We start from the raw sequence: 19917 nt of genomic DNA, 5'->3' as shown, positions 1-19917 counted from the left end.
CTTTCTAAGACCGCTGGTCTTGATTAAATCAAGACCGCGAGTAATACTTTGCGAGACAAAGAAACCGGAGCGCCCCATGAAACGCACCCCACTCACCAAATTTGTAGAAGCGCGCACTCAAGAAGAATGCGCGCTTCTCCTCGGCTGCACGCAGGGCGCGATCAGCAAGGCCTTGCGGGTCGGGCGAGCAGTGTTCGTCACCGAGAACGATGACGGCACTTTCACGGCTGAAGAACTGCGCCCGTTCCCGTCTCAAGCGGTGCCGAAGAAGTCCGCCGCTTAGCCGCCAACGAATTCGTTGCGCGGTCGAACGCGGCTTGCCGATCTCCAGGGTTTTGAGGGCGTAGCAACAGTGAACAGGTTTCGAGCTTCGCCCTAAAGCGGAGCTGATCGGGGAGGGGAAGCATTTCTTCCAGCGCTCCCAGATGACAACGAAGGGCCAGCAGTTCGCCCTGGAGTGATTCAACGGTCGGTTGCATGGGTTAGCCCCTGTCAGTGATCGAGTAGTGACAGGTTAACGATGCAGAGAGCCCTGGAGCAGTCGCGCAATACCAGTGGTGATTTATCCAGTACCAACGCCAAAGGAACGCAACATGGTTACAGGTCACCCAGCACCACCTCGGCCGCAAAAGCCGCCGTTCCGCAACCCGGCCCCCTCAGGTATTGCCAAAGAGGTTGTAGGTGATGTGTCGGCCGTCCTCACCCGCGTGCGGCATGTGCTGGCGCTGGTGAGCAGCGGCCTTGCTATGAACGAGGCCGTGCATGGCTTGCGCATGCTTGAGCCGCGCAACGACCTGAGCCAGGAGATGAAGGAGCTTGCGTGGTGCCTTGCGCGCCTAAACGGGCAAACCGAGTTGGCTTGCCCACCTGGCGACAACCTTATAGAGGCTCCAGCCGGGCCGCATCGTGAAGAAACGCCCCCAGCCGATCCCCAGGCCGACTTGAGTCGTCAAGGAACACCCCTTTGATTAAGCCCCGCCGCCGCAGCTCTCGAACCGCTAACAGGTTCTGCTCTCTGTCGCCTTCCAGGTTGCAGATTGCGGTTGTGCGCGGGTTGGCCTTGATGTGCTGCATGACGGAGCTGAGCAGCTCCTCCGTAAGTTCGACGGTCATCGGAACCTCCTGGTTCGCTGAGTTGGGTCAGAGCTTCCCAGCGTAGCAGCGAGGTTCCGACCTTTGTAGCGATGCCAAATCGCGGGCACAAAAAAGCCACCTGGCAGGGTGGCTTCTTCAACAGCAACAACATGTGAGGCCAATTATATGCACATAGACACTCACTCAAGCAATACCACCAACGGCGCGCCACGTTTTCAGATTGCGCAAACCGTGGCGCGTCACACGATGACCTCCCGCGAAATCGCGGAGCTGGTTGGCTCGAGACACGACAAGGTTAAGCAGTCCATTGACCGCCTGGTTGATCGGTCGGTTATCACTCAACCCCCAGTGGGGGATGAGTCCTACCGAGACGGGTCGGGGCGCTTGGTTGTTACCAAGGTGTATCAGGTGACAAAGCGCGACAGCTTTGTGGTGGTTGCGCAGCTGTGCCCAGAGTTCACCGCTGCGCTGGTTGACCGCTGGCAGGCCCTGGAGCAGCAAGCCGCCAGCCCAAGTGTGCCGCAGACCCTGCCGGAGGCCCTGCGCCTTGCTGCCGATCTGGCGGAGCAGAACACACACCTGCAGTTGGTGCTGAATGAGCAAGCGCCGAAGGTGGAGGCGTTGGCGCGTATTGCGGATTCACGCGGCACGCTGTGTTTGACCGACGCCGCAAAGCACCTAGGCGTTCAGCGTAAGTGCTTATTGCAGTGGCTGCAGGACAACCGATGGATATATCGCCGCGCTGGCTCTGCGCACTGGCTGGGCTTTGATCCAAGGCTGCAGCAGGGGGTGCTGGAGCACAAGGTGACCGTGCTGGGCACTGAAGATGATGGTGCTCAGCGCCTGGCCTCACAGGTGCGCGTAACTCCTAAAGGCCTGGCCCAGCTGGCTGAGAATCTGGGGAGGGCTCAATAATGGCCGGGGATTGGATCAAGTTCGAGCTGATCACCCTGGACAAGCCCGAGGTTTGCCAGCTGGCTGACTTGGCTGGCATCGACCCTGATGCCGTAGTGGGCAAGCTGCTTCGCGTTTGGGGTTGGTTCGATCAGCACACCGAAGATGGTAACGCTCCGAGCGTTAGCAAAAGGTTACTGGATCGTTTGGTTGGTGTTACCGGCTTCTGCGATTCGATGATTTATGTCGGGTGGATGGTTGAGGTTGATGGTGAGGAAGGGCACTGGATCGCTCTGCCAAACTTCGGCCGCCACAACGGCGAGACCGCTAAGAAGCGGCTTCTAGGGGCAAAGCGCGCTGCTTCCCACAAGGCGCGCGGTACTGCTGCTAACGCTAAAAGTAACGCCGGCAGCGTTAGTGATGCGTTACCTAGAGAAGATAAGAGAAGAGAAGATCAACACAACTCTACAGGCGCGAGTGGTTCCTCTGGCGATGGCCAGGGTAACCCGTCGGCGCCGAGCGAAATGCACCTGAGCTGGAAGCCGGACCCTGATCAACTCAAAGCCTATGCGTTCGCAGCCGGCATCAAGCTGGACGCGTTCACCGATGACGCTATCGGCCTGTTCACCTGCCACTACACGCCAAGCGGTCGCGTTGAAACCCATGCGACCTGGGTAAGCCTTCTAGTCAAGTGGGTTAAGCGCGATCAGACGCAGAACGCTAGCGGCAACGTGCGGCCATTCCCTCCCAGGCAGGGCGACAGGGCTGACTGGGCTGAGCAGGAGGTGATTCTGTGAAGGATCTAGTGTCGGCCGCTGATGTGGCTAAAAGCCTTGCTGCCAAGCCTGCGGCGCACATTGCAGCGGCGCCGAACGCTGGTACTCGGGTGAAGATTGACCCCGCCACTCGCGCAGTGGTCGAGGATCTGTTCCTGCGTCTGAAGGGCGCTTGTGGTGCCTGGCGCACTTCGTGGCCAACGGACGCGGAGTGTGATGCGGCGAAGCGGGAGTGGATCGCCGAGTTCATGGTGGCTGGCATTCGTGATGTGTCGCAGATCAGCTATGGCGTGCGGATGGCTCGCGCCCAGTCTGGCCCAGGCTATGTCCCCTCGGTGGGTGCTTTCGTGCGCTGGTGCTTTGCGCCGGAGGCCTTCGGGCTGCCGGATGTTGAGCGCGCCTACAAGCAAGCGCTGCGCAATACCCACCCTTCCCAGGTTGGCCACTGCAAGTGGTCGCACCCAGCCGTTTACCACGCATCAGTCGCCGCCGGCTGGTACAGCCTGCAGCGGCTTGACCGTGCGCTTGGCTTGAAGCGCTTCGAGGAAAAGTACCTGGACCAGTGCAAGAAGGTTGGCCGCGGTGAAGTGCTGGCGCCGGTGCCGGTTGCTGCATTGCCCGAGCACGCCGGGCCGAGCACGCCAGAGGTTGGCAGAGCTGCGCTGGCCGCAATGAAACAGCGGGTTGGAGCTGGTCGTTCATGAGTACGCGGGGTCGAGTGTTGAGCCAAGCCGAAGAGTTTGAGCTGGAGATGCGCCGGCTTGAGTGGAACCGCCAGCAGCATCGGGTGCCGCGCCAGCGTCCTGCATTGCGGCAGCGTATCGATGAGTTGTTGGCTGCCGGCTGGAGCATCACCGGGCGTGACCCGGTACGGATCGAGCGCGGCGTGAGGGTTTTGCAGGTACGGGGTGGAGCTTTGATTGATGGGTGAGCCAATCCGCTGGAAACCAAAGCTGGATAGTCGACGCGAGCCAATCCCTGGGTGCTGGCTGACTGATGGCGGCTACACCGTTGCGAAAACCAAGCCACCAGCTGAGAGGTTCATGATCACCCGCCCTGGCGATGCCGCGCCCTTTGCCTACACGGATGCCGGCGATGACGTGCCGCGTCTGATCAGCGCCGATATCCAGGCCAGCAAGTCGGTAGGTGGCAACTGATGGCCGGGAAGGGCGGCGAGATGCGCACTGCAGGCGATGTGCTGCTTTGGTGGCTGGAGCGGGTTGAGAGCAACCGCGAAACATCAGACAGCTACAAGCGCAGCACGCGCTCGATGGTGAAGAAGAACATCGTTCCGGCCTTGGGTAAGGTGCTCATCACCAAGCTTGATCGCCGTGTGCTGGATGACAAGCTGGTTTGGCCGATGACGCAAGACGGCAAGAAGGCAGGGACTCAGCAGAAGGCATTCCAGGCGCTGCGTCAGGCCTTTTTGCTGGCTGAAAAAACCGGGCGCATCAAGGCCAACCCGATGGCCTCGCTGACCTTCAAAAGCTTTCACCGCGGCGCCATTGGCAGTAAGCCGGCCAGCTTGTCTCGGGTTGATCTGCCAGCCCTGGTGCAGCAGCTGGCTGAGAACTTTAACCGCGACCCGGTGAATGGCCTGTTGCCCTTGCTGATGCTGGCCCATGGCACGCGCATTGGCGAGACGCTGCAGGCGCAGTGGTCGCACATTTCGCTGGTAGAGCGGGTGTGGGTGCTGCCTGAGTTGAATTGCAAGTCCCGCCGCCAGCACATCCTGCCGCTTACCCCTCAGGTGCTGGCCTTGTTGGCGCGCTATCGCCAGGCGCTGCCGGATGCTCGGGCGCAGATCGATTGGGTGTTCCCGGTGCGCGGTGGTGCTCGCCTGTCGCCAACAACGGCCAGTGCCATGTTCCGGTCGGTATCGGCCGGCAAGTGGTCCAGCCATGACCTGCGCAAGCTGATGCGCGATTGCCTGGCTGACCTTGGCGTCGACTTCTTCATCGGTGAGCGGCTGATTAATCACAGCTTGGGCAAGGTGTCGGAAACCTACCTGACCCGTGACGTGATGGAGCGGTGCCGAGAGGCGTTGGAGCGCTGGCATGCCCGCCTTGATGAGTGTGGTTTCAGCCTCGCGCACGGCTTGGATATGGCCGCTCCTGCATCCTCACCAAATCCAGAAACCCCAGAGCCTACGGGCGCTGGCGACGATTCCTGAGTTTTCAATTGTAGAGGATGAAGATGAGCAGAAAAACGACTTTGGAGTGCACCAAACACGGCCTTCGGTTCGAGCAGTTTGATAACTGGGCTGACAAGGAGGGCTCCCCTCTGCCTCAGTGCTACATGTGCGCTCACGATGAACACCAGGCGACTCGGCTTGAGCTTGCAGAGGTAACTCGCCATCGCGATCTGCTTCTTGGTGCCATTGAGGTGAAGCTGGCGTTGCCGGTCAGCAGCGATCGGAGCCTTAGCTGATGACTGCCGCCGTGAAGCAGCTGCAGGCTCTCGGCCGCCTCAAGCAAGGCGCCATGAATAAGACCGAGGCTGCCTATGACCTGCTGCTGAAGCAGCGCCTGCATGCCGGCGAGATCCAGTGGTACCGCTTCGAGGGCGTGAAGCTGCGCCTGGCTGACAACACCTTCTACACCGCCGACTTCTTTGTGATGAATGCCGAGAGCGTGTTGGAGGTGCATGAGGTGAAGGGCTTCTGGACGGATGACGCCCGGGTGAAGACCAAGGTGGCCGCCAGCATGTACCCGTTCAAGTTCTTCGGTGTACAGCGTGGCAAGCGCAACACCGGATGGCTGGTCGAGGAATTCTGATGGGGCGCATGGTTGCGGTGATCCCGTTGGTGCGTTGCGAGATATGCCAGGGCAAGGGCGTGACGCCAGGCATCTTCCACGTGCTGACCTGCGCTGGCTGCAACGGTGCTGGGCTGATCGATCGCGCAACCAATCAGGCACTGAGCCTTGAGCAGATGGTGCAACAGCTTCGAGTAAGGCTGAACCGGGCGAACCGCCAGGTTGAGCAGCAAAGAGAACAACTGGAGGCCGCTGGCTTGGTGCCTGTCACAGGGCCAGCAGCGGACTACCAGGGCAACAACAAGAGGGGCGTGAACGGCGCGCACCTCACTGGCGATTAGGGGATAGCCATGGGCGTTTATAGAGATGTTGGCCACGTCATCGCGCGAGTGATGAGCATCGAGACCATCGACGGCACCAAGAAGGCTGAGTGGCAACGACAGTATCAGGCTGGGTTCCCAGAGGCCCGCGGCGTAGGTGATGGGTTGACTGAGAGTGAACGGCTGACCCAGGACAGCATGACGCGCGCCGCATTGCACCGTGAGCTGCCAGATCTGGCCTGGCAGGTGCTGGCGGCTAAGTACAGTATTAATGAGGTTGAGGTCGCGCAGGCTATCCACTGGCTGGTTCCGCGCATCGTTTGCCCTGCACATCATCTGTTTCGCATGAAGTGCGTGACGGCCTGGGCGATCCCTCGCCGTCTGCCTGAGGCGTTCTATCAGCTGCACACCTGGGACAATGATGGAACGCCAGAGCGCACTCTTCGCCGCTGGCGGCAAGACGCCAAGCGCTGGCTGGAGGATCAGGTGAATGCAGCCTTCTGTGCGGCTACGCCAGTGCTCGAGGAAAGAGGCCTGATCGAATCGGTCTCTGCTTGACAGTGTGGCCGAGTGGCCGTATGTTTTGCCAATCTGCGGTCTGGTGCGTGAACATCAGATTGCCTCAAAAGCCCTGGCCATTGTGCCGGGGCTTTTTCGTTTCTGATCCCTCAGCTGTTGACCGACAGCTTTGCCCGCCGTCACACGCGGGCTTTTTTATTCGATGGAGAACGCCGATGGCTGAGCCGAGCACCACTTCTATTGTGGTCGTGGGCGCGGTTGGCGCCGGTTTCGCTGGCCTGTTGGCTGGTATCAACGCTGAAGCCGCTGTAGGTGCGTTGTTCGGAGCGCTGCTGTACTTCACAACCACGCGCGAGCTGCCTGTCTGGCAGCGGACCTTGTTCTTCCTCACTTCGTTCGTGATGGGCTATTTGCTGTCACCAGCTGTTGGCGAGTTCGAGCTATGGGGTATGCGTCCGTTTGCATTCCCAGGCCCTGCCGCTTTCGGTGCATCACTTCTGGTGGTGACTATTTCTCTCGCAGCTATCCGCCGCGGTGGGCTTGGTTCGCCAGGGGGTGCACATGATTAGCGTCATCCTGACTCAGTTCACCATGGCGCTGAGTGCTGCCCTATTTGTTCGGTTGTTCACCTACCGCCGAGGCGGCGCTCGATTTCGCCGCGGCGTCTCGGTGGTTGCCACCATCTTGATGGGTTGCGCGGGCGCGATGGTCCTATTCATAGCCCAGGGCAAGCTATCTGTGCAGGCTTATGAGTGGCCGCTGGTTGTGGTTCTCGCCGTCTTCACGGTTGCTACAGTCCGCTGCGGCGGCAATCTTTCAAGCGTGCTGCGTGATCCATCAGCGTGGTCGGGGCAGGAGCGCCGCAAGGCCGGCAGCTGATGCCGGTTAGGCCGCCGCGCATGTGCTCTGAGGCTGCGTGTGGTAAGCCGTCTGTAGCCGGTTCGCATCGATGCACTAAGCACAAGGCGCTGGCAGATGCCCGCCGTGAGGTTCAGCAGAAGGCTGCCCACAAGGATTACAACTCGCGCCGCGATGATTCTGATGCCTTCTACAAGACAGAGCGTTGGAAGAAGCTCGCGGCCTACTACCGCAAGTGTCATCCGGTTTGTGAAGAGTGCGATTCCGCCGCCAGCGACATCACTGACCATATAAAAGCACGCAAGACCCATCCCGAATTGTCGTTGGAGTGGGACAACCTGCGCGCCCTCTGCCGGCCATGCCACAACAGGGTTGGGGAGAAGGTTGGGCTGACCTCCAATCGCGCTTGACGGGCCTGGTTAGCAGGCTCCGCAAGCGGTGGGGTGGGGGTGGGTCAAAAGTCTGGGCAAATTCAATCCCCGAACGACGGGGGGAGCCAAATTTTCGCACCGTCAAAATTAGAAAATGGTTTTTTGAGGATGCGTAATGAGCAGAGGACGGAAGCCGACGGCTCCGCACCTCAAGGTTCTGGCTGGTACTGATCGCCCGGATCGCGAGGTTCCGGACGCGCCTGAATATGATCTGGTTGAGGATTTCCCCGAGGCTCCCCAGCACCTGAACCCTGACGGGGTTGAGATGTGGCGAAACCTCGGCCGCCAGTTGGTCAGCGCTCGAGTGCTGCAGGTCGTGGATCTGTATTCGCTGGAACAGCTGTGCTTTGCCTGGCAGAGATTTCGGCAGAAGGCCAAGGCCGGCATGGAGCTGACTGCCTCGGAAGACGGAGCGCTGAAGGCGCTCTTCTCCGAATTCGGTATGACCCCAGCCAGCCGCCGCAAAGTATCGAGCAGCGGCGAGAAGCCGAAGGGCAACAAGTTTGCAAACAACGGAACCCGCCGTAGTTGAGGTTAATCATGGTTGCCTTTTGTGAGGCCGAGCGCATCACGCGCCGGAAACTCAAGTCAGCGGCAAAGGCTGGGTTTCCTGTATGGGCCCAGGGATATGCGGACAAACAAATCATCAGGGCTCGCTATCGGTATGACCGCGCTCGACTTATGAAAAGTTCGCCGGAGAAAAAGGCCCAAATTTCAAGGGCAATAAACGATCTTCTGGCAACTTGGGATGTATTCCATGGCTTCTTCTCTCGAGGGTCATCGTGATTACGTCAAGATCGCCGTCGACTATGCCAAGGCCGCTGTAGCCGATAGAGGTCGCAAGAAGCACGGCAAACTAATTCGCCAGGCTGCTCGCCGTTTCCTTGATGACCTCAAGCGCGCCAAGAAGAAATCCTGTCCATTCATCTTTGATGAGTGGCACGCCAACGACCCATGCGACTTCATCGAGAAGCTGCCGCACGTTGAAGGTAAGTGGGTAACTCCGACGATTGTGATGCATCCATCGCACGTGTTCTTCACCGTGCAGCTCTTCGGGTTCCGCAAGCGCGACGCGACGCACATTGACGGCTATGGCGATTTCCGCCCGCGTCGTTACACATCGGCTTTGTTTGCTGTTGCACGGAAGAACGCCAAGTCCACGCTTGCCTCGGGCATCCTGCTGTATTGCGAATGCTGCGAGCCGGAAGAGGGCGCCCAGGTAATCAGCGCAGCTACCACGTTCCCGCAGGCGTCGATCATCTTCAATACCGCCAAGCGGATGGTGGAGAAGACTGCCGATCTGCGCGAGGCCTTCGGCCTGGAGACCTGGGCCAAGGCCATCAGTCGGGCTGAGACTGGCGCAACCTTCAAGCCGATCCATGCAAAGGCATCCACACAGGACGGCTTGAACCCCTCACACGTGGGGTTGGACGAGATACACGCGCACAAGACGGCCGATCTGCTCAACGTTCTGACATCCGCCGCCGGCGCCCGCAGTAACCCGCTCTGGCTCTACACCACGACCGAGGGCTACACAAACCCTGGGCCATGGGCCGAGATCAGGATGTTCGCCAAGAAGCTGCTGGCAGGGCTGTTCGGCACAACGGCCGATCACTTCCTGGTGGTGTTCTACGCGGTCGATGATGAAGACAAGTCGCAAGGCATAAAGCCAGACGATGAATTTGATGAGCGGTGCTGGATAAAAGCCAACCCGCTGATGGATGTGAACCCGCATCTGATGGCCGCCATCCGCAAGGAGGCCATCGAAGCCAAGCAGATGCCATCGAAGCTCGCCGAGTTTCGAATCAAACGCCTCAACCGCCCAGCCTCAACTGCTGATGGTTGGGTTGATCTGAACAAGTGGCAGGCCTGTGGTGGAGAAGTTGATCTCGACTGGCTGCGTGCATACCCCTGCTGGGGTGGGCTCGACCTGGCCAGCACCGCTGACCTCTGCTCATTCCGCCTGGTCTGGCTTGTCGATGGCACTTATTACACCTACGGCTGGCGATGGGCACCGGAGAGCGCGGTCGCCTACCGCACAGAGAGGGGCACGGTTCCTTATCAGTCCTGGGTAGAAGCCGGGCTGCTCAAGCAAACCGAAGGCAACGTAACGGACTACGCGGTCATCGAGGCTGACGTCCGGGCGGTTTGCCAGGACTTCAACGTCCAACTCATTGCCTATGACCGGTGGAACGCCAGTGACCTGGTAAACCGCCTGGTTGCCGCTGAGCTGCCAATGATCGAGTTCATCCAGGGGCCGCGCTCCTACCACCCTGCAATGCAGGCGCTAGAGCGCGCCTACATCTCCGGCGCGCTGGCTCATGGCGGCGACCAGATACTGAACTGGTGCGCCTCAAACCTGATCGCCAGGAGAGACGACAACCTGAATATGGCGCCAGACAAGAAGCGAAGCGCCGACAAGATCGATGACATGGCCGCGCTACTGATGGCCATCGGCGTCTCATCGCTTGAATCCGAAGAGAAGGACGATGAGGACGACTTCATGAATGCAATACGGAACCCGATGATCGCATGAGCGCACTTACCTGCTTCATCCTGGCTGGCCTGGTTGGTTTCGGTCTGCTGTGCGCTGGCGTCTGGCTGCTCGCCGGTACGGGCTATGCGCTGCTGGCGGGGGCTGCCTCCATGTTCTGCATCGCGGGTTTTATTCGGCGGGGTATGACGGGTGGCTAAGTCCTTATTGCAGGCCCTGAACTCTGCGGCGCACCAACCAAGCGCCAGCCTGAGTGACTGGATGGGTAAAACCATCCGCCTTACTGATGGCGGTTTCTGGAGCCAGCTGTTCGGCAGTCAGTCGAGCTCGGGCAAAAGTGTGACGGTTGATACCGCCATGCGTGTGTCCGCGGTATGGGCTTGTGTCCGCTTGATCGCTGAAACCATCGCCACGCTCCCGCTCGGTGTTTACCGACGCCTGCCGGATGGCGGCCGAGTGGCGGATACAAATCACCCGCTGTACACCGTGCTGGCCATATCACCAAACGAGCACATGAGCCCAGTCCAGTTCTGGGAGGCTATGGTCGCCAGTATGCTGCTACGTGGTAACGCCTATGCAGAACAGCACCGGTCTGCAGGGCGTGTTATTGCGCTGACCTTCCTTCTTCCAGGCCGCATGCGTCTGGAATTTAAGAACTCAGTGCTGCGCTATTTCTACAACTACCCGGATGAAGGCGAGCGGGAAATCCTTGCAGAAAACCTGTTGCACATCCCGGCCTTCAGCCTTGATGGGCGCATAGGCCTATCCCCGATCTGCTACGGCGCCGACATTATCGGTGCCGCCATGTCCGCTGAAGATGCCGCGAACGGCACCTTTAAGAACGGCATGATGCCGACAGTAGCCTTCAAGGTGAATCGCGTCCTCAAGAAGGAGCAGCGTGACGAGTTTCGCCAGTATGTGGAGACCGTATCCGGCGCTCTGAATGCTGGGCGTTCTCCTGTGTTGGAAGAGGGTGTAACCCCGGAATCGATCGGCATCAACCCGACCGATGCTCAGTTGCTGGAAACGCGCGGCTGGAGCGTTGAAGAGGTGTGCCGCTTCTTCCGCGTGCCGCCCTGGATGGTTGGTCACACCGAGAAGAACACAAGCTGGGGTAGCGGCCTTGAGCAGCAGGTGCTCGGCTTCCTGACTTTCTCGCTCACCACCTGGCTGCGGCGTATCGAGAAGAGCGTTGGCAAGCAGCTGATGAGCCCCGTTGACCGCATGACCCATTACGCCGAGTTCGCCCTTGAGGGGCTATTGCGCGCAGATAGCGCGGCCCGATCAGCGTTCTACAGCAGCATGACCCAGAACGGCATTTACACCCGAGACGACTGCCGTGTGCGGGAGAACCTGCCCCGCCGCGGTGGCAACGCCGACGTGCTTACCGTGCAAACCAACCTCACACCACTAGACCTCTTGGGGCAAAGCAGCGACGGCCAAGCCGCCCGCGCCGCCCTGCAAGCCTGGCTCGTCGAGCCGTCCAAGGAGTAACCCATGCAGCTGAACATCAAAGCTGGGAGCATTCGCTCCGAGCTGAGCCCGCGCGCGCTCGAGAAATGGAACCCGGCCATCAAGGCCGCAGTTGAAAACACCTCCGACACCATCACCATTTACGGAATCATTGGTGAGGACTGGTTCGGCGAGGGTGTCACCCTCAAGCGTATTGATGCCGCCTTGCGCGCCATCGGCGACAAACCGGTCGACGTCTACATCAACTCGCCGGGCGGCGACATGTTCGAAGGCATTGCCATCTACAACCGCCTGCGCGAGCACAGTCAAAAGGTCAACACCAAAGTTCTTGGCCTGGCCGCGTCTGCAGCATCTGTCATCTACCTCGCCGGCGCAGAGCGCCAAGTAGCGAGCAGCGCTTTCCTGATGATCCACAACTGCTGGACCTGGCTCGCCGGCAACCGCCATTACCTGCGCGATGTAGCCGACGACCTCCAAGAGTTCGACGCGGCCATGGCCGACCTCTACGCAGAAACCAGCGGCCAGCCAGTGGAAGACATGGCTGAGTTGATGGACGACGAAACCTTCATTCGCGGCAAGCGAGCCTTAGAGCTTGGCCTGGCCACCAGCCTGCTAACTGCGGAAGAAGTGGTCGAGCGCCCTGACCCAGAAGCCAAACAAGCCAGCGCCCTCAAGGCCATGGATATGGCCCTGGCCAAAGCCGGCATGTCCCGCACTGAACGCCGCGAAATGTTCGCCACCTTCAAGCCCAGCACGCCGAGCGCTGCTGGCGGGGACACGCCTCGCGCTGTCCCGACCGATACGCCTCGCGCTGTCGAGCTGAACCTGGAACCACTCCCAAAGCTCTCCTTTCCCGCATGAGGATTCACGCCATGAAATTCCGTCTTTCGCCGCTGTTCATAATGGCCGTCCTGGCTGTCGCCGCTCTGGTGCCGATTACTATCGGCGTCAGCATTCAATCCATTGTGGTCGCTGTTGCAGTAGTCGCCGCTGCCACCGCATTCATCCAGCCTGGCAACAGCCGTTACGTCGGTATGCGCGCCCAGATGGGTAAGCTCGGTGAGGCCGATATCGAAGCCCAGTACAAGGAAGTGCAGTCCAACCTCAAAGACGTCGGCGACCAGCTGAAAACCTACGCCGAGCAGACCGAGAAGGAAATCAAGCGCACCGGCGAGATGCACGGTGAAACCCGCGCCAAGGTCGACGAGATGCTCACCAAACAGGGCGAGCTGCAAGCACGCCTGCAGGAAGCCGAGCAGAAGCTGGTTAATGCCAGTCGTCCGCGCGATCAAGGCGATCGCCCTCAGTCTGTTGGTGAGTTGGTAGTAGCCTCCAAGGAAATGGAGGGCGTCGACTCTTCGTTCCGCGGTTCGCGCCGCATTGCGGTACCGCGCGCCGCTATCACCTCGGTGCCTGGTTCCGGCGGCGATCTGGTAGTCGCCGAGCGCCTTTATGGTATTCAGGCTATTCCAGAGCGCCGCTTGACCATTCGCGATCTTATCGCCCCGGGCCAGACCTCTAGTAACGCAGTTGAATACGTTAAGGAAACCGGATTCACCAACAGCGCCGGGCCCGTCACTGAGGGCGGTGCCAAACAGTATTCGGACCTGACCTTCGGCTTGGAAAACGCGCCAGTTCGCACCCTGGCGCATCTGTTTAAGGCCAGTCGCCAGATCCTGGACGATGCCCCGGCACTGCAAAGCTTTATCAACGCGCGCGGCAACTATGGCCTCAAGCTGGCTGAGGAAGGCCAATTGCTTTTCGGTAACGGCACCGGTGCCAACCTGGCCGGTATCGTGCCGCTTGCCCAGGCCTATTCTGCGCCTGGTGGCGTGGTTATCTCAGGCGAGCAACGCATCGACCGGCTGCGCCTGGCGCTGCTGCAGGCCGAGTTGGCTGAGTTCCCGTCTGACGGCATCGTTCTCAACCCGATCGACTGGGCGATGATCGAGCTGTTGAAGGACGCCAACGGCAACTACCTCATCGGTCAGCCGCAAGGTAATACCCAGCCGATGCTGTGGCGTCGGCCAGTGGTAGCCACCCAGGCCATGCCGCAAGACGATTTCCTGGTTGGTGCTTTCGCGCTCGGCTCGCAGATCTTCGATCGCATGGACGTCGAGATCCTGATCTCCACAGAGAACGACAAGGACTTCGAAAACAACATGGTCACCGTCCGTGCCGAGTCTCGCCTGGCATTTGCCGTGTACCGCGAAGAGGCGTTCGTAACTGGCTCGCTCACTGCGACCTAATCCACCCTGTGCTGCCAGCATGGGCCGGTTCGCCGGCTCATGCTGTTGAGGTGCTCATGACCGATGTACAAATCCAGCCGCTCCGCTCTTACAAGGACGGCGACCGAATTCGCACTGCGCGCAGCCCGGCTTATACCGTGGGGCTGCAGCACGCAAAACAGCTTGAGGCGCGTGGCCTTTGCGCCATCCTTGAGCCGGAAGAAATAACCCCAAAGCCTGGGCCTGGCACACCGTCGTCTGCATCGCCAGCGGCCCAAGCCTCATCGCAGACGACTGCGAGCGCGTCCGCGCCTGGCGCGGCCAAGCCACGGAAGAAGCGCGGCGAGTAATTTGCGTAAACACCACGTTCAGGCTGGCGGCATGGGCTGATGCTCTGTTCGCAATCGACAGGGCCTGGTGGAAGCAATACGGGCAAGAAGCCCAAGGCTTTTCCGGTGAACTTCTGTCGATGCGGCTTAACCAGTACGGCGCTCATCCGGCCGGAGTTGGCGAATACGGCAACTCCGGCGCCGGCGCCGTAGCGCTGGCCATCGCCCGCGGTGCTAAGCGTGTGCTGTTGCTGGGCTATGACATGCAATACACCGGCGGCCGCCGCCATTGGCATGGCGATCACCCGGCAAAGCTGGGCAACGCCGGGGCCATAACGGACTGGCCTGCGCAGTTCGAGCAGCTGCGCAAAGACCATCCCAGTATCGAAATCATCAACTGCACCCGGGAAACAGCATTGACCTGCTTCCCGCGCATGCCGCTGGAGCAAGCCTTAAATGAGCCAGTCCTTTACCGATGAAGAGAAAGCCGCGATGCGGCGAGTAGAAAAGATGTTGGCGGAAGGCACTATTGCCCTTGGCCATGACCCCTGGCTAAACGGGGCACTGTCATTTAATCGCCCCCATGTTGTCGCGCGCTGGGTGGCCACGTCTGCGAGTAAGCGCAAACCTGACCTTCTGCGCCGTCTTTGGGGCGCGGTATTTAGCTGACGCTGTGGTGCTCAACTGGGGCGGGCGGGGCGGCCCGCCTCCGGAAAGTGGCAGCGCCGTGCAACATGAGAAGGGTGGAATTGTGTTGATTCGCGGAATGAAAGGCCTGGGCGATTGCATTTATCAACGCGCCTTCCTGCGTCAACTGCCCGGCATAGTGTTTCTTGAAACCCCCTGGCCTGAGCTGTACCAGGACATGCCGCACGTCCGCTGTGTGCGGCCCGCCACCGATCTGCGTACTCAGGCCAAGAACATGGCCAGGCATGCCAAGTGGGCAAGGGTTCCGCCAGGGCAGAGCACGACCACCATTCGATATGGCGGCAACGGCATTTACAACGGGATGCGCAACTGCTTCCGGGTGCAGCCTGCGCCACTGGACTTGCCGGCCTTTGGCCCGTCGCCGGTTGAGGGTCGCTATGTAGTCGTGCGGCCAGTCACGGCCCGTGCTGAGTGGCGTGCCGATACGCGCAACCCGCTACCGGAATACATCGCCAATGCAGCTTCCGAGATGCGCCGACGCGGGTACCGGCTGGTTTCAGTCGCTGACCTTCAGCCTGGGCAAGAGTGGGCGCTTGATCCACTGCCTGCTGCTGACGTGCGCTATCACGCGGGAGAGCTCCCGGTTGAGCAGCTGCTCGCACTGCTTCAGGGGTCTGCCGCAGTAATCGGCGGCATCGGCTGGATTGTCCCGGCCAGCATCGCCGCCCGCGTCCCGGCCTGGATCGTCTGCGGCGGGCAGGGTGGCTACAACGCACCGGAACTTATTACCGATCGAGCAATGGACACCAGCCGGCTGACCTTCGCCGTGCCGGACAACTTCTGCCGCTGCACTGAGCGGCAACACACCTGTGACAAGAGAATCGCCAACTATGACCAGCGCTTTGCCGAATGGGCTGACCGACTGCCTGCTGTGGTCTGAGGAGCTGGGCATGGGCTACCACCCGCGCCCACCGATGGACTACAGCGGTCCGTACTTCGAGAAGTACCAGGCGCTGGACGCCACCCCCATGGGCGCCGCCCTTACTGCCGCCCGCGTGGCTATGGTCAAGCGCCATTACGCAGGCGGCGTTGTAGATGTTGGAATCGGCGGTGGTCGCTTCGTGCTGGATGCGGATGGCTGGGGCTATGACGTGAACGCCGAAGCAGTGACCTGGTTGAAGTCTGGCGATCGCTTCTTTGATATCTATGCCCATGGCACTGAAGCCATCAGCTGCTGGGACAGCCTCGAGCACATCCCGGAGCCAGAGAAGCTGTTGGGCCAGGTTGGTGAGTGGGTCTTTGTCTCCATGCCGATCTACTACGGCCTCAGCGATTGCCTGACCAGTAAGCACTACAAGCCTGGCGAGCATCTCTGGTACTGGACCCAAAGCGGTCTGATCGCGTGGTTCGCCCGCCAGGGCTTTGGCTGTGTCGAGATCAACAAGCGCGAGTCCGAGCTGGGCCGCGATGGCATCACCAGCTTCGCCTTCCGCCGTTACCGCTGAGGTCTGCCATGCCAGTACCAACACTCGCCGAGCTGAAGCGGCATATGCATATCCGGCATGACGCCGATGATGAAAACCTGCAGGAAAAGCTCGACGCCGCCATTGATTACGCCACGCAATTCATAGACCGCCCAATCCCGTGGCTGGATGCAGAAGATGTAGAGGTTGATATCCCCAGCAGCGTAGCCCTGGCTATCAAGATAGTGGCTGAAGAGATGTACACCGGCGATAACAACTTCAAAAAAGCCGAGAACATGCTGCACTTCTACCGCGTTGGACTGGGCATATGAAAGCGGGCCACTTGGATACGCCCGCCACCCTAATGGAGCTGGGCACCGACCTGCAGCCCTGCCAGCTGGACTGGCTGTGGTGCGAAATCCAAACCAAAGAATCAGGCGATGTGGCTTACCCAACGGGCCTACGCAACCCTGCCAAGGTGGCGATACGCGCATGGTGGGATGCTCGATTGCGCCAGGGCCGCTACTTAGCAACCGCCGAGCGCCTATTCCACATTGACAGCGTTAGAGACTTCACCGGCAAGCGCGTTGAATTGGCCATCACGGCCACTGAATTTGTAGGAGAGTGCGCCGCCGCCATTCACGAAGGCCAACCGCCCCGGCCTTGCCGTGTGTTCCTGCTTCACGATGCGCCATACCGTGACGAGTTCGGGCAGGCCACAAGCTACCGAACACGCGCAGAGGTGGCCCTGATAGAAGCAGGGCGCCCGCAGGCTGACAGCAGCCAGATTGAAGTGGGCGGCGTTCTTTACAACGTAATCGATTACGCAGATCAGTCTGATGACGGAATCGTGAGGGGCTTATGGCTAGCGCCGGTGGCCTGACGGCCAGTGTGCAATTTGTCGGCGGCGAGCTCGCCAGCCGTCAGCTGGCCGAGCAGGGCAAGAAAATTGACCCGGTGTTAAGGGGCTCCCTTAACAGCACCGCGACTAAAACCAGAACAGAGCGCTACATCAACCCCATGCGTGGGGCCATTAAGCCAGTGCGCCTGCGGGCAGCGATGAAGGTAAAGCGTGCCAATACCCGGCGGATGAACAGCCGCATCATCCCCTCGTCATCTGGCATAACCCTGCTCAACTACAACACCTGGGGTTACGACGCGATCGATGCAACGCGCGCCAGGCTTTGGGTGCGCGGCCCGGCAGGCCGCAAGATTGCCGCAGGATTCATCAACCCCAGCAGCGCACAAAGGCTGCCTTGGGACACCCGAAGCAAGCGTGCCCGGCAGACGCCCGCCATGGCCTGGGCGCATCGCCGCCTGGCAATGGGCCCGAGTGCGGCCTACTGGTTCAAGAATTTAACCGGCACCCAGACCATCCGTTGGGTGAACACCTACCTGCAACAAGAGTTCGCAAGGCGCATGCGCAAAGAGCTGCGCTGAGGTTGACCCCATGCCATACCCCATAAAAGCCAGCGATGTTTCCGCCGCGCTGCGCCTTCGGCTTGAGCAAATAAAACCAGTGAACGGTTACAGCACGGATCTGGTTCGTGCCTATGAGCCGGACGAAACCGTACAGGACACCGCCCCAAAGCCATACGCGCTGATCCGTCCTTCGGTCGATACCCGCACTGGCCTTGCCAATCGCCAGGCAACCAGGGTGCGGCAGTTCGAGATAGAGGTTGTGTTCTCCAAGTCTTCGCCCCTCAGCGCCATGGATGCCGTGCACGTTGATGTGTTGCGCGCGCTCGGCATTGGCCAAGACCTTTATGAGCGCATCTTCCCAGGCCTCATTGAGGACGAAGACGAAGCCACCTGGCGCTTTGCCCAGAAGGGCGAAACCACCCACAGCATCACCATCACCATCGGCGTGACCTACGTCGAAACCTACAACTGACGGCCCCCGGCCAGGAGAACCCCATGAACCAGATGCTCCACACTCAACTCTTTCGTGGCCCCGTGGGCGTTGCCCTGTGGCCGGGCTGGAACTTCGAAGAAGTGTTCAAGCTGCAGAACGTAACAGCCGAGCCGACCACGGAAGAGATCACCATTCCCGATCCAACCCGCATCGGCTTGCCGCCACTGGACAGCCTCACCTCCACCAGCGAGATCGTGCTGAACGGCGAGGCCGTGGCATTCAACCCTGCCGCTGCAGCGATCGCCATGTACGGTTCTGTCACCAAGGTGCCATCTGGCAACGTGGTCGAAGAAGAGCATCCTGCTTACATCGACCGCACCATCATGCTGGCGCACATCCCGCTCGAGGTAACCGCGGTTACGGCAGACGGTGTGTCCGAGCCTTATCAACGCAACATCGATTTCTCTGTCACGCCAGGTGGCATCCGCATCCTGCTCGGCGGGCGCCTGGCTGAGGACATTGCGGCCGAGAGCGCGCTGATGCTGCCGATCAAGGTCAGTTACAGCTATCCGACCATCGACCTGATCAAGCCCTTCACCGTTGGCCAGAAGTACTACCGCGTGCTGCTCAGCCAGATCAACGAAGGTGGCAACAACGAGCGCCGTCGCATCCAGTGCTTCTACTGCCGCATCGCGCTCAACGGCGGTATCCCGCTGAACCAGGGTGCAGAGTTTGGCACTATCCCCGTACAGATCCGCCTGCTGGCTGATCCCAACATCACCGACATCGGTGAGGCTGCTATGTGGCAATGGGAAGTGGAAGACAAGTCCGCCGCATAAACCCAGCCCAGGACGACCAAGGCCCGCTTATGCGGGCCTCGTCGTTTCCGGGGATTGCTTTGCGGGGGCTAGACTGTCGGCTGGCAAACGCTACCTTTGCTGGGCTACAGTCCTTCCCATATCAATGGGGAGGGATGCTTTATGCAATGTCCAGTTTGTGATCATGAAGCATCTGTATCTGAATTCGGTGATCCGGCTAAGTGTCCGGCTTGCGGCGTATATTATGATAAGGCGCTGTCGAACCAGCGGCGGTTGGAAAATGCTTCCTCAAACGCCCGCGAAAAATCTGGGCCGGAACCGGTTGCTGACAATTTGAAGTATAAGGCAAATGCCGAACATCCAATTGGCGGCGAAGTTTCAAAGGTAAAGTTTTCGGATTGGCTTAACAGTAACCCTCATATGAAAGTAGTGGGTGCTTTAGTATTCGGCTTGGTTGTTGGATATTTTGTTGGGCGAGAGCACGTAAAATACGAAATTCAAAGTGCACTACAGAATTCGTTTAAAGGGTTGGCTGGCGCATTCTCAGGTGCGCGTGTAGCTGAGCCGGTTAAGCTTGCGCAGAAAGCGAAGGCTCCTAGCGTTGTAAGCGCTGCCTTCATAAGAAAGGACTACAGTGAAGGTGAGTATGGTCAGGGCACTATTGATATTGTTCTAGATTTCAAAAATGACAGCCAAGAAGATATTAGGGCTTTTGACGGAGTCCTTCATTTTACAGACCTTCTGGGCAATGCAATAATCGATTCCAATGTAGCCGTAAATGAAACCGTCCAGGCTGGTAAAATCCTTTCTTGGAAAGGTGCAATTAAGTACAACAAATTTATTGATAGGCATAAGAATTTTAGATTTGCAGAAGATGGCAATATTAAGCTCAGCTTCGACCTGAAGAAGGTTCTTTATGCAGATGGAAGATTGCAAGAATATTGAAATAAATTAAAACCC

28 protein-coding genes are annotated in these 19917 nt (G+C 59.5%); 27 read left to right on the top strand and 1 reads right to left on the bottom strand.

Annotated elements, in window-relative coordinates; translation table 11 throughout:
• The first annotated feature begins 76 nt into the window (after window positions 1–76).
• A complete protein-coding gene (locus tag AACY25_RS00245) occupies window positions 77–283 on the top strand; it encodes a Cro/CI family transcriptional regulator (RefSeq protein WP_339521771.1) in 207 nt (68 codons plus the stop codon).
• Between the two features lie 596 nt (window positions 284–879).
• Here the strand turns inward: AACY25_RS00245 and AACY25_RS00240 are convergent.
• Window positions 880–1113 (bottom strand): hypothetical protein, encoded by a 234-nt coding sequence (locus AACY25_RS00240; RefSeq protein ID WP_339521769.1) that lies wholly within the window; start codon window positions 1111–1113, stop codon window positions 880–882.
• Between the two features lie 147 nt (window positions 1114–1260).
• Here AACY25_RS00240 and AACY25_RS00235 point away from each other — a divergent pair, with 147 nt between their 5' ends.
• The 26 genes from AACY25_RS00235 to AACY25_RS00115 all read left to right on the top strand — a co-directional run bounded on the left by AACY25_RS00235 (window position 1261) and on the right by AACY25_RS00115 (window position 19902).
• Window positions 1261–2010 carry a phage antirepressor KilAC domain-containing protein gene (locus AACY25_RS00235; protein WP_339521766.1) on the top strand — a complete coding sequence of 250 codons (750 nt, stop codon included), beginning with the start codon at window positions 1261–1263 and terminating at the stop codon, window positions 2008–2010.
• Entirely contained in the window at window positions 2010–2786 is a 777-nt protein-coding gene (locus AACY25_RS00230; protein WP_339521764.1) for a DnaT-like ssDNA-binding domain-containing protein, read from the top strand. Before AACY25_RS00235 ends, AACY25_RS00230 begins: the two co-directional genes overlap by 1 nt.
• Before the next feature lie 8 nt (window positions 2787–2794).
• A complete protein-coding gene (locus AACY25_RS00225; RefSeq protein ID WP_445262123.1) occupies window positions 2795–3469 on the top strand; it encodes a replication protein P in 675 nt (224 codons plus the stop codon).
• Window positions 3466–3696 (top strand): hypothetical protein, encoded by a 231-nt coding sequence (locus AACY25_RS00220; RefSeq protein ID WP_339521759.1) that lies wholly within the window; start codon window positions 3466–3468, stop codon window positions 3694–3696. Before AACY25_RS00225 ends, AACY25_RS00220 begins: the two co-directional genes overlap by 4 nt.
• A 225-nt stretch (window positions 3697–3921) precedes the next feature.
• Window positions 3922–4938, top strand: a complete 1017-nt coding sequence (locus AACY25_RS00215) for a tyrosine-type recombinase/integrase (protein ID WP_339521757.1) — start codon at window positions 3922–3924, stop codon at window positions 4936–4938.
• Window positions 4939–5194: 256 nt separating this feature from the next.
• Window positions 5195–5542 carry a DUF1064 domain-containing protein gene (locus tag AACY25_RS00210; protein ID WP_339521755.1) on the top strand — a complete coding sequence of 116 codons (348 nt, stop codon included), beginning with the start codon at window positions 5195–5197 and terminating at the stop codon, window positions 5540–5542.
• Window positions 5542–5862, top strand: a complete 321-nt coding sequence (locus tag AACY25_RS00205; RefSeq protein WP_339521754.1) for a hypothetical protein — start codon at window positions 5542–5544, stop codon at window positions 5860–5862. Before AACY25_RS00210 ends, AACY25_RS00205 begins: the two co-directional genes overlap by 1 nt.
• A 9-nt stretch (window positions 5863–5871) precedes the next feature.
• A complete protein-coding gene (locus tag AACY25_RS00200; protein WP_339521752.1) occupies window positions 5872–6399 on the top strand; it encodes a hypothetical protein in 528 nt (175 codons plus the stop codon).
• 176 nt (window positions 6400–6575) lie between these two features.
• Window positions 6576–6929: a putative holin gene (locus AACY25_RS00195; RefSeq protein WP_339521750.1), complete on the top strand. Its 354-nt coding sequence runs from the start codon at window positions 6576–6578 to the stop codon at window positions 6927–6929.
• Window positions 6922–7239 carry a phage holin family protein gene (locus tag AACY25_RS00190; protein WP_339521748.1) on the top strand — a complete coding sequence of 106 codons (318 nt, stop codon included), beginning with the start codon at window positions 6922–6924 and terminating at the stop codon, window positions 7237–7239. Before AACY25_RS00195 ends, AACY25_RS00190 begins: the two co-directional genes overlap by 8 nt.
• Window positions 7239–7628, top strand: a complete 390-nt coding sequence (locus AACY25_RS20870) for an HNH endonuclease (RefSeq protein WP_445262103.1) — start codon at window positions 7239–7241, stop codon at window positions 7626–7628. The genes AACY25_RS00190 and AACY25_RS20870 overlap by 1 nt, the downstream gene beginning before the upstream one ends.
• A gap of 136 nt (window positions 7629–7764) precedes the next feature.
• Window positions 7765–8181 carry a hypothetical protein gene (locus AACY25_RS00185; RefSeq protein ID WP_339521747.1) on the top strand — a complete coding sequence of 139 codons (417 nt, stop codon included), beginning with the start codon at window positions 7765–7767 and terminating at the stop codon, window positions 8179–8181.
• 225 nt (window positions 8182–8406) lie between these two features.
• Window positions 8407–10185, top strand: coding sequence for a terminase large subunit (locus tag AACY25_RS00180; RefSeq protein ID WP_339521746.1), 1779 nt, complete (start codon window positions 8407–8409; stop codon window positions 10183–10185).
• Window positions 10182–10343, top strand: coding sequence for a hypothetical protein (locus AACY25_RS00175; RefSeq protein ID WP_339521745.1), 162 nt, complete (start codon window positions 10182–10184; stop codon window positions 10341–10343). Before AACY25_RS00180 ends, AACY25_RS00175 begins: the two co-directional genes overlap by 4 nt.
• Window positions 10336–11637, top strand: coding sequence for a phage portal protein (locus AACY25_RS00170; RefSeq protein WP_339521744.1), 1302 nt, complete (start codon window positions 10336–10338; stop codon window positions 11635–11637). Before AACY25_RS00175 ends, AACY25_RS00170 begins: the two co-directional genes overlap by 8 nt.
• A gap of 3 nt (window positions 11638–11640) precedes the next feature.
• Window positions 11641–12477, top strand: a complete 837-nt coding sequence (locus AACY25_RS00165) for a head maturation protease, ClpP-related (RefSeq protein WP_339521743.1) — start codon at window positions 11641–11643, stop codon at window positions 12475–12477.
• A gap of 185 nt (window positions 12478–12662) precedes the next feature.
• Entirely contained in the window at window positions 12663–13865 is a 1203-nt protein-coding gene (locus tag AACY25_RS00160; RefSeq protein WP_339523770.1) for a phage major capsid protein, read from the top strand.
• 448 nt (window positions 13866–14313) lie between these two features.
• Window positions 14314–14652 carry a hypothetical protein gene (locus AACY25_RS00155; protein WP_339521741.1) on the top strand — a complete coding sequence of 113 codons (339 nt, stop codon included), beginning with the start codon at window positions 14314–14316 and terminating at the stop codon, window positions 14650–14652.
• A gap of 248 nt (window positions 14653–14900) precedes the next feature.
• Complete coding sequence (locus AACY25_RS00150; RefSeq protein WP_339521739.1) at window positions 14901–15761, top strand: hypothetical protein; 861 nt, start codon at window positions 14901–14903, stop codon at window positions 15759–15761.
• Window positions 15712–16326, top strand: a complete 615-nt coding sequence (locus AACY25_RS00145; RefSeq protein ID WP_339521737.1) for a methyltransferase domain-containing protein — start codon at window positions 15712–15714, stop codon at window positions 16324–16326. Before AACY25_RS00150 ends, AACY25_RS00145 begins: the two co-directional genes overlap by 50 nt.
• Before the next feature lie 8 nt (window positions 16327–16334).
• On the top strand, window positions 16335–16616 hold the full coding sequence (locus AACY25_RS00140) for a head-tail connector protein (RefSeq protein ID WP_339521736.1): 282 nt from the start codon (window positions 16335–16337) through the stop codon (window positions 16614–16616).
• Window positions 16613–17167, top strand: a complete 555-nt coding sequence (locus AACY25_RS00135) for a hypothetical protein (protein WP_339521735.1) — start codon at window positions 16613–16615, stop codon at window positions 17165–17167. Before AACY25_RS00140 ends, AACY25_RS00135 begins: the two co-directional genes overlap by 4 nt.
• On the top strand, window positions 17146–17724 hold the full coding sequence (locus tag AACY25_RS00130; protein WP_339521733.1) for a hypothetical protein: 579 nt from the start codon (window positions 17146–17148) through the stop codon (window positions 17722–17724). Before AACY25_RS00135 ends, AACY25_RS00130 begins: the two co-directional genes overlap by 22 nt.
• A gap of 10 nt (window positions 17725–17734) precedes the next feature.
• The gene (locus AACY25_RS00125) at window positions 17735–18178 is read left to right on the top strand and encodes a hypothetical protein (protein WP_339521732.1); all 444 of its coding nucleotides are present in this window, start codon (window positions 17735–17737) and stop codon (window positions 18176–18178) included.
• A gap of 23 nt (window positions 18179–18201) precedes the next feature.
• Window positions 18202–18978 carry a hypothetical protein gene (locus tag AACY25_RS00120; RefSeq protein WP_339521731.1) on the top strand — a complete coding sequence of 259 codons (777 nt, stop codon included), beginning with the start codon at window positions 18202–18204 and terminating at the stop codon, window positions 18976–18978.
• A gap of 141 nt (window positions 18979–19119) precedes the next feature.
• Window positions 19120–19902, top strand: coding sequence for a hypothetical protein (locus AACY25_RS00115; protein WP_339521730.1), 783 nt, complete (start codon window positions 19120–19122; stop codon window positions 19900–19902).
• The last annotated feature ends 15 nt before the right edge of the window (window positions 19903–19917 follow it).

It is taken from the genome of Pseudomonas sp. EA_35y_Pfl2_R111 (assembly GCF_963970955.1).
Lineage (GTDB): Bacteria > Pseudomonadota > Gammaproteobacteria > Pseudomonadales > Pseudomonadaceae > Aquipseudomonas.
The sequence above is the reverse complement of the archived record's forward strand: the minus strand, read 5'-3'. Positions and strand labels throughout refer to the sequence as shown.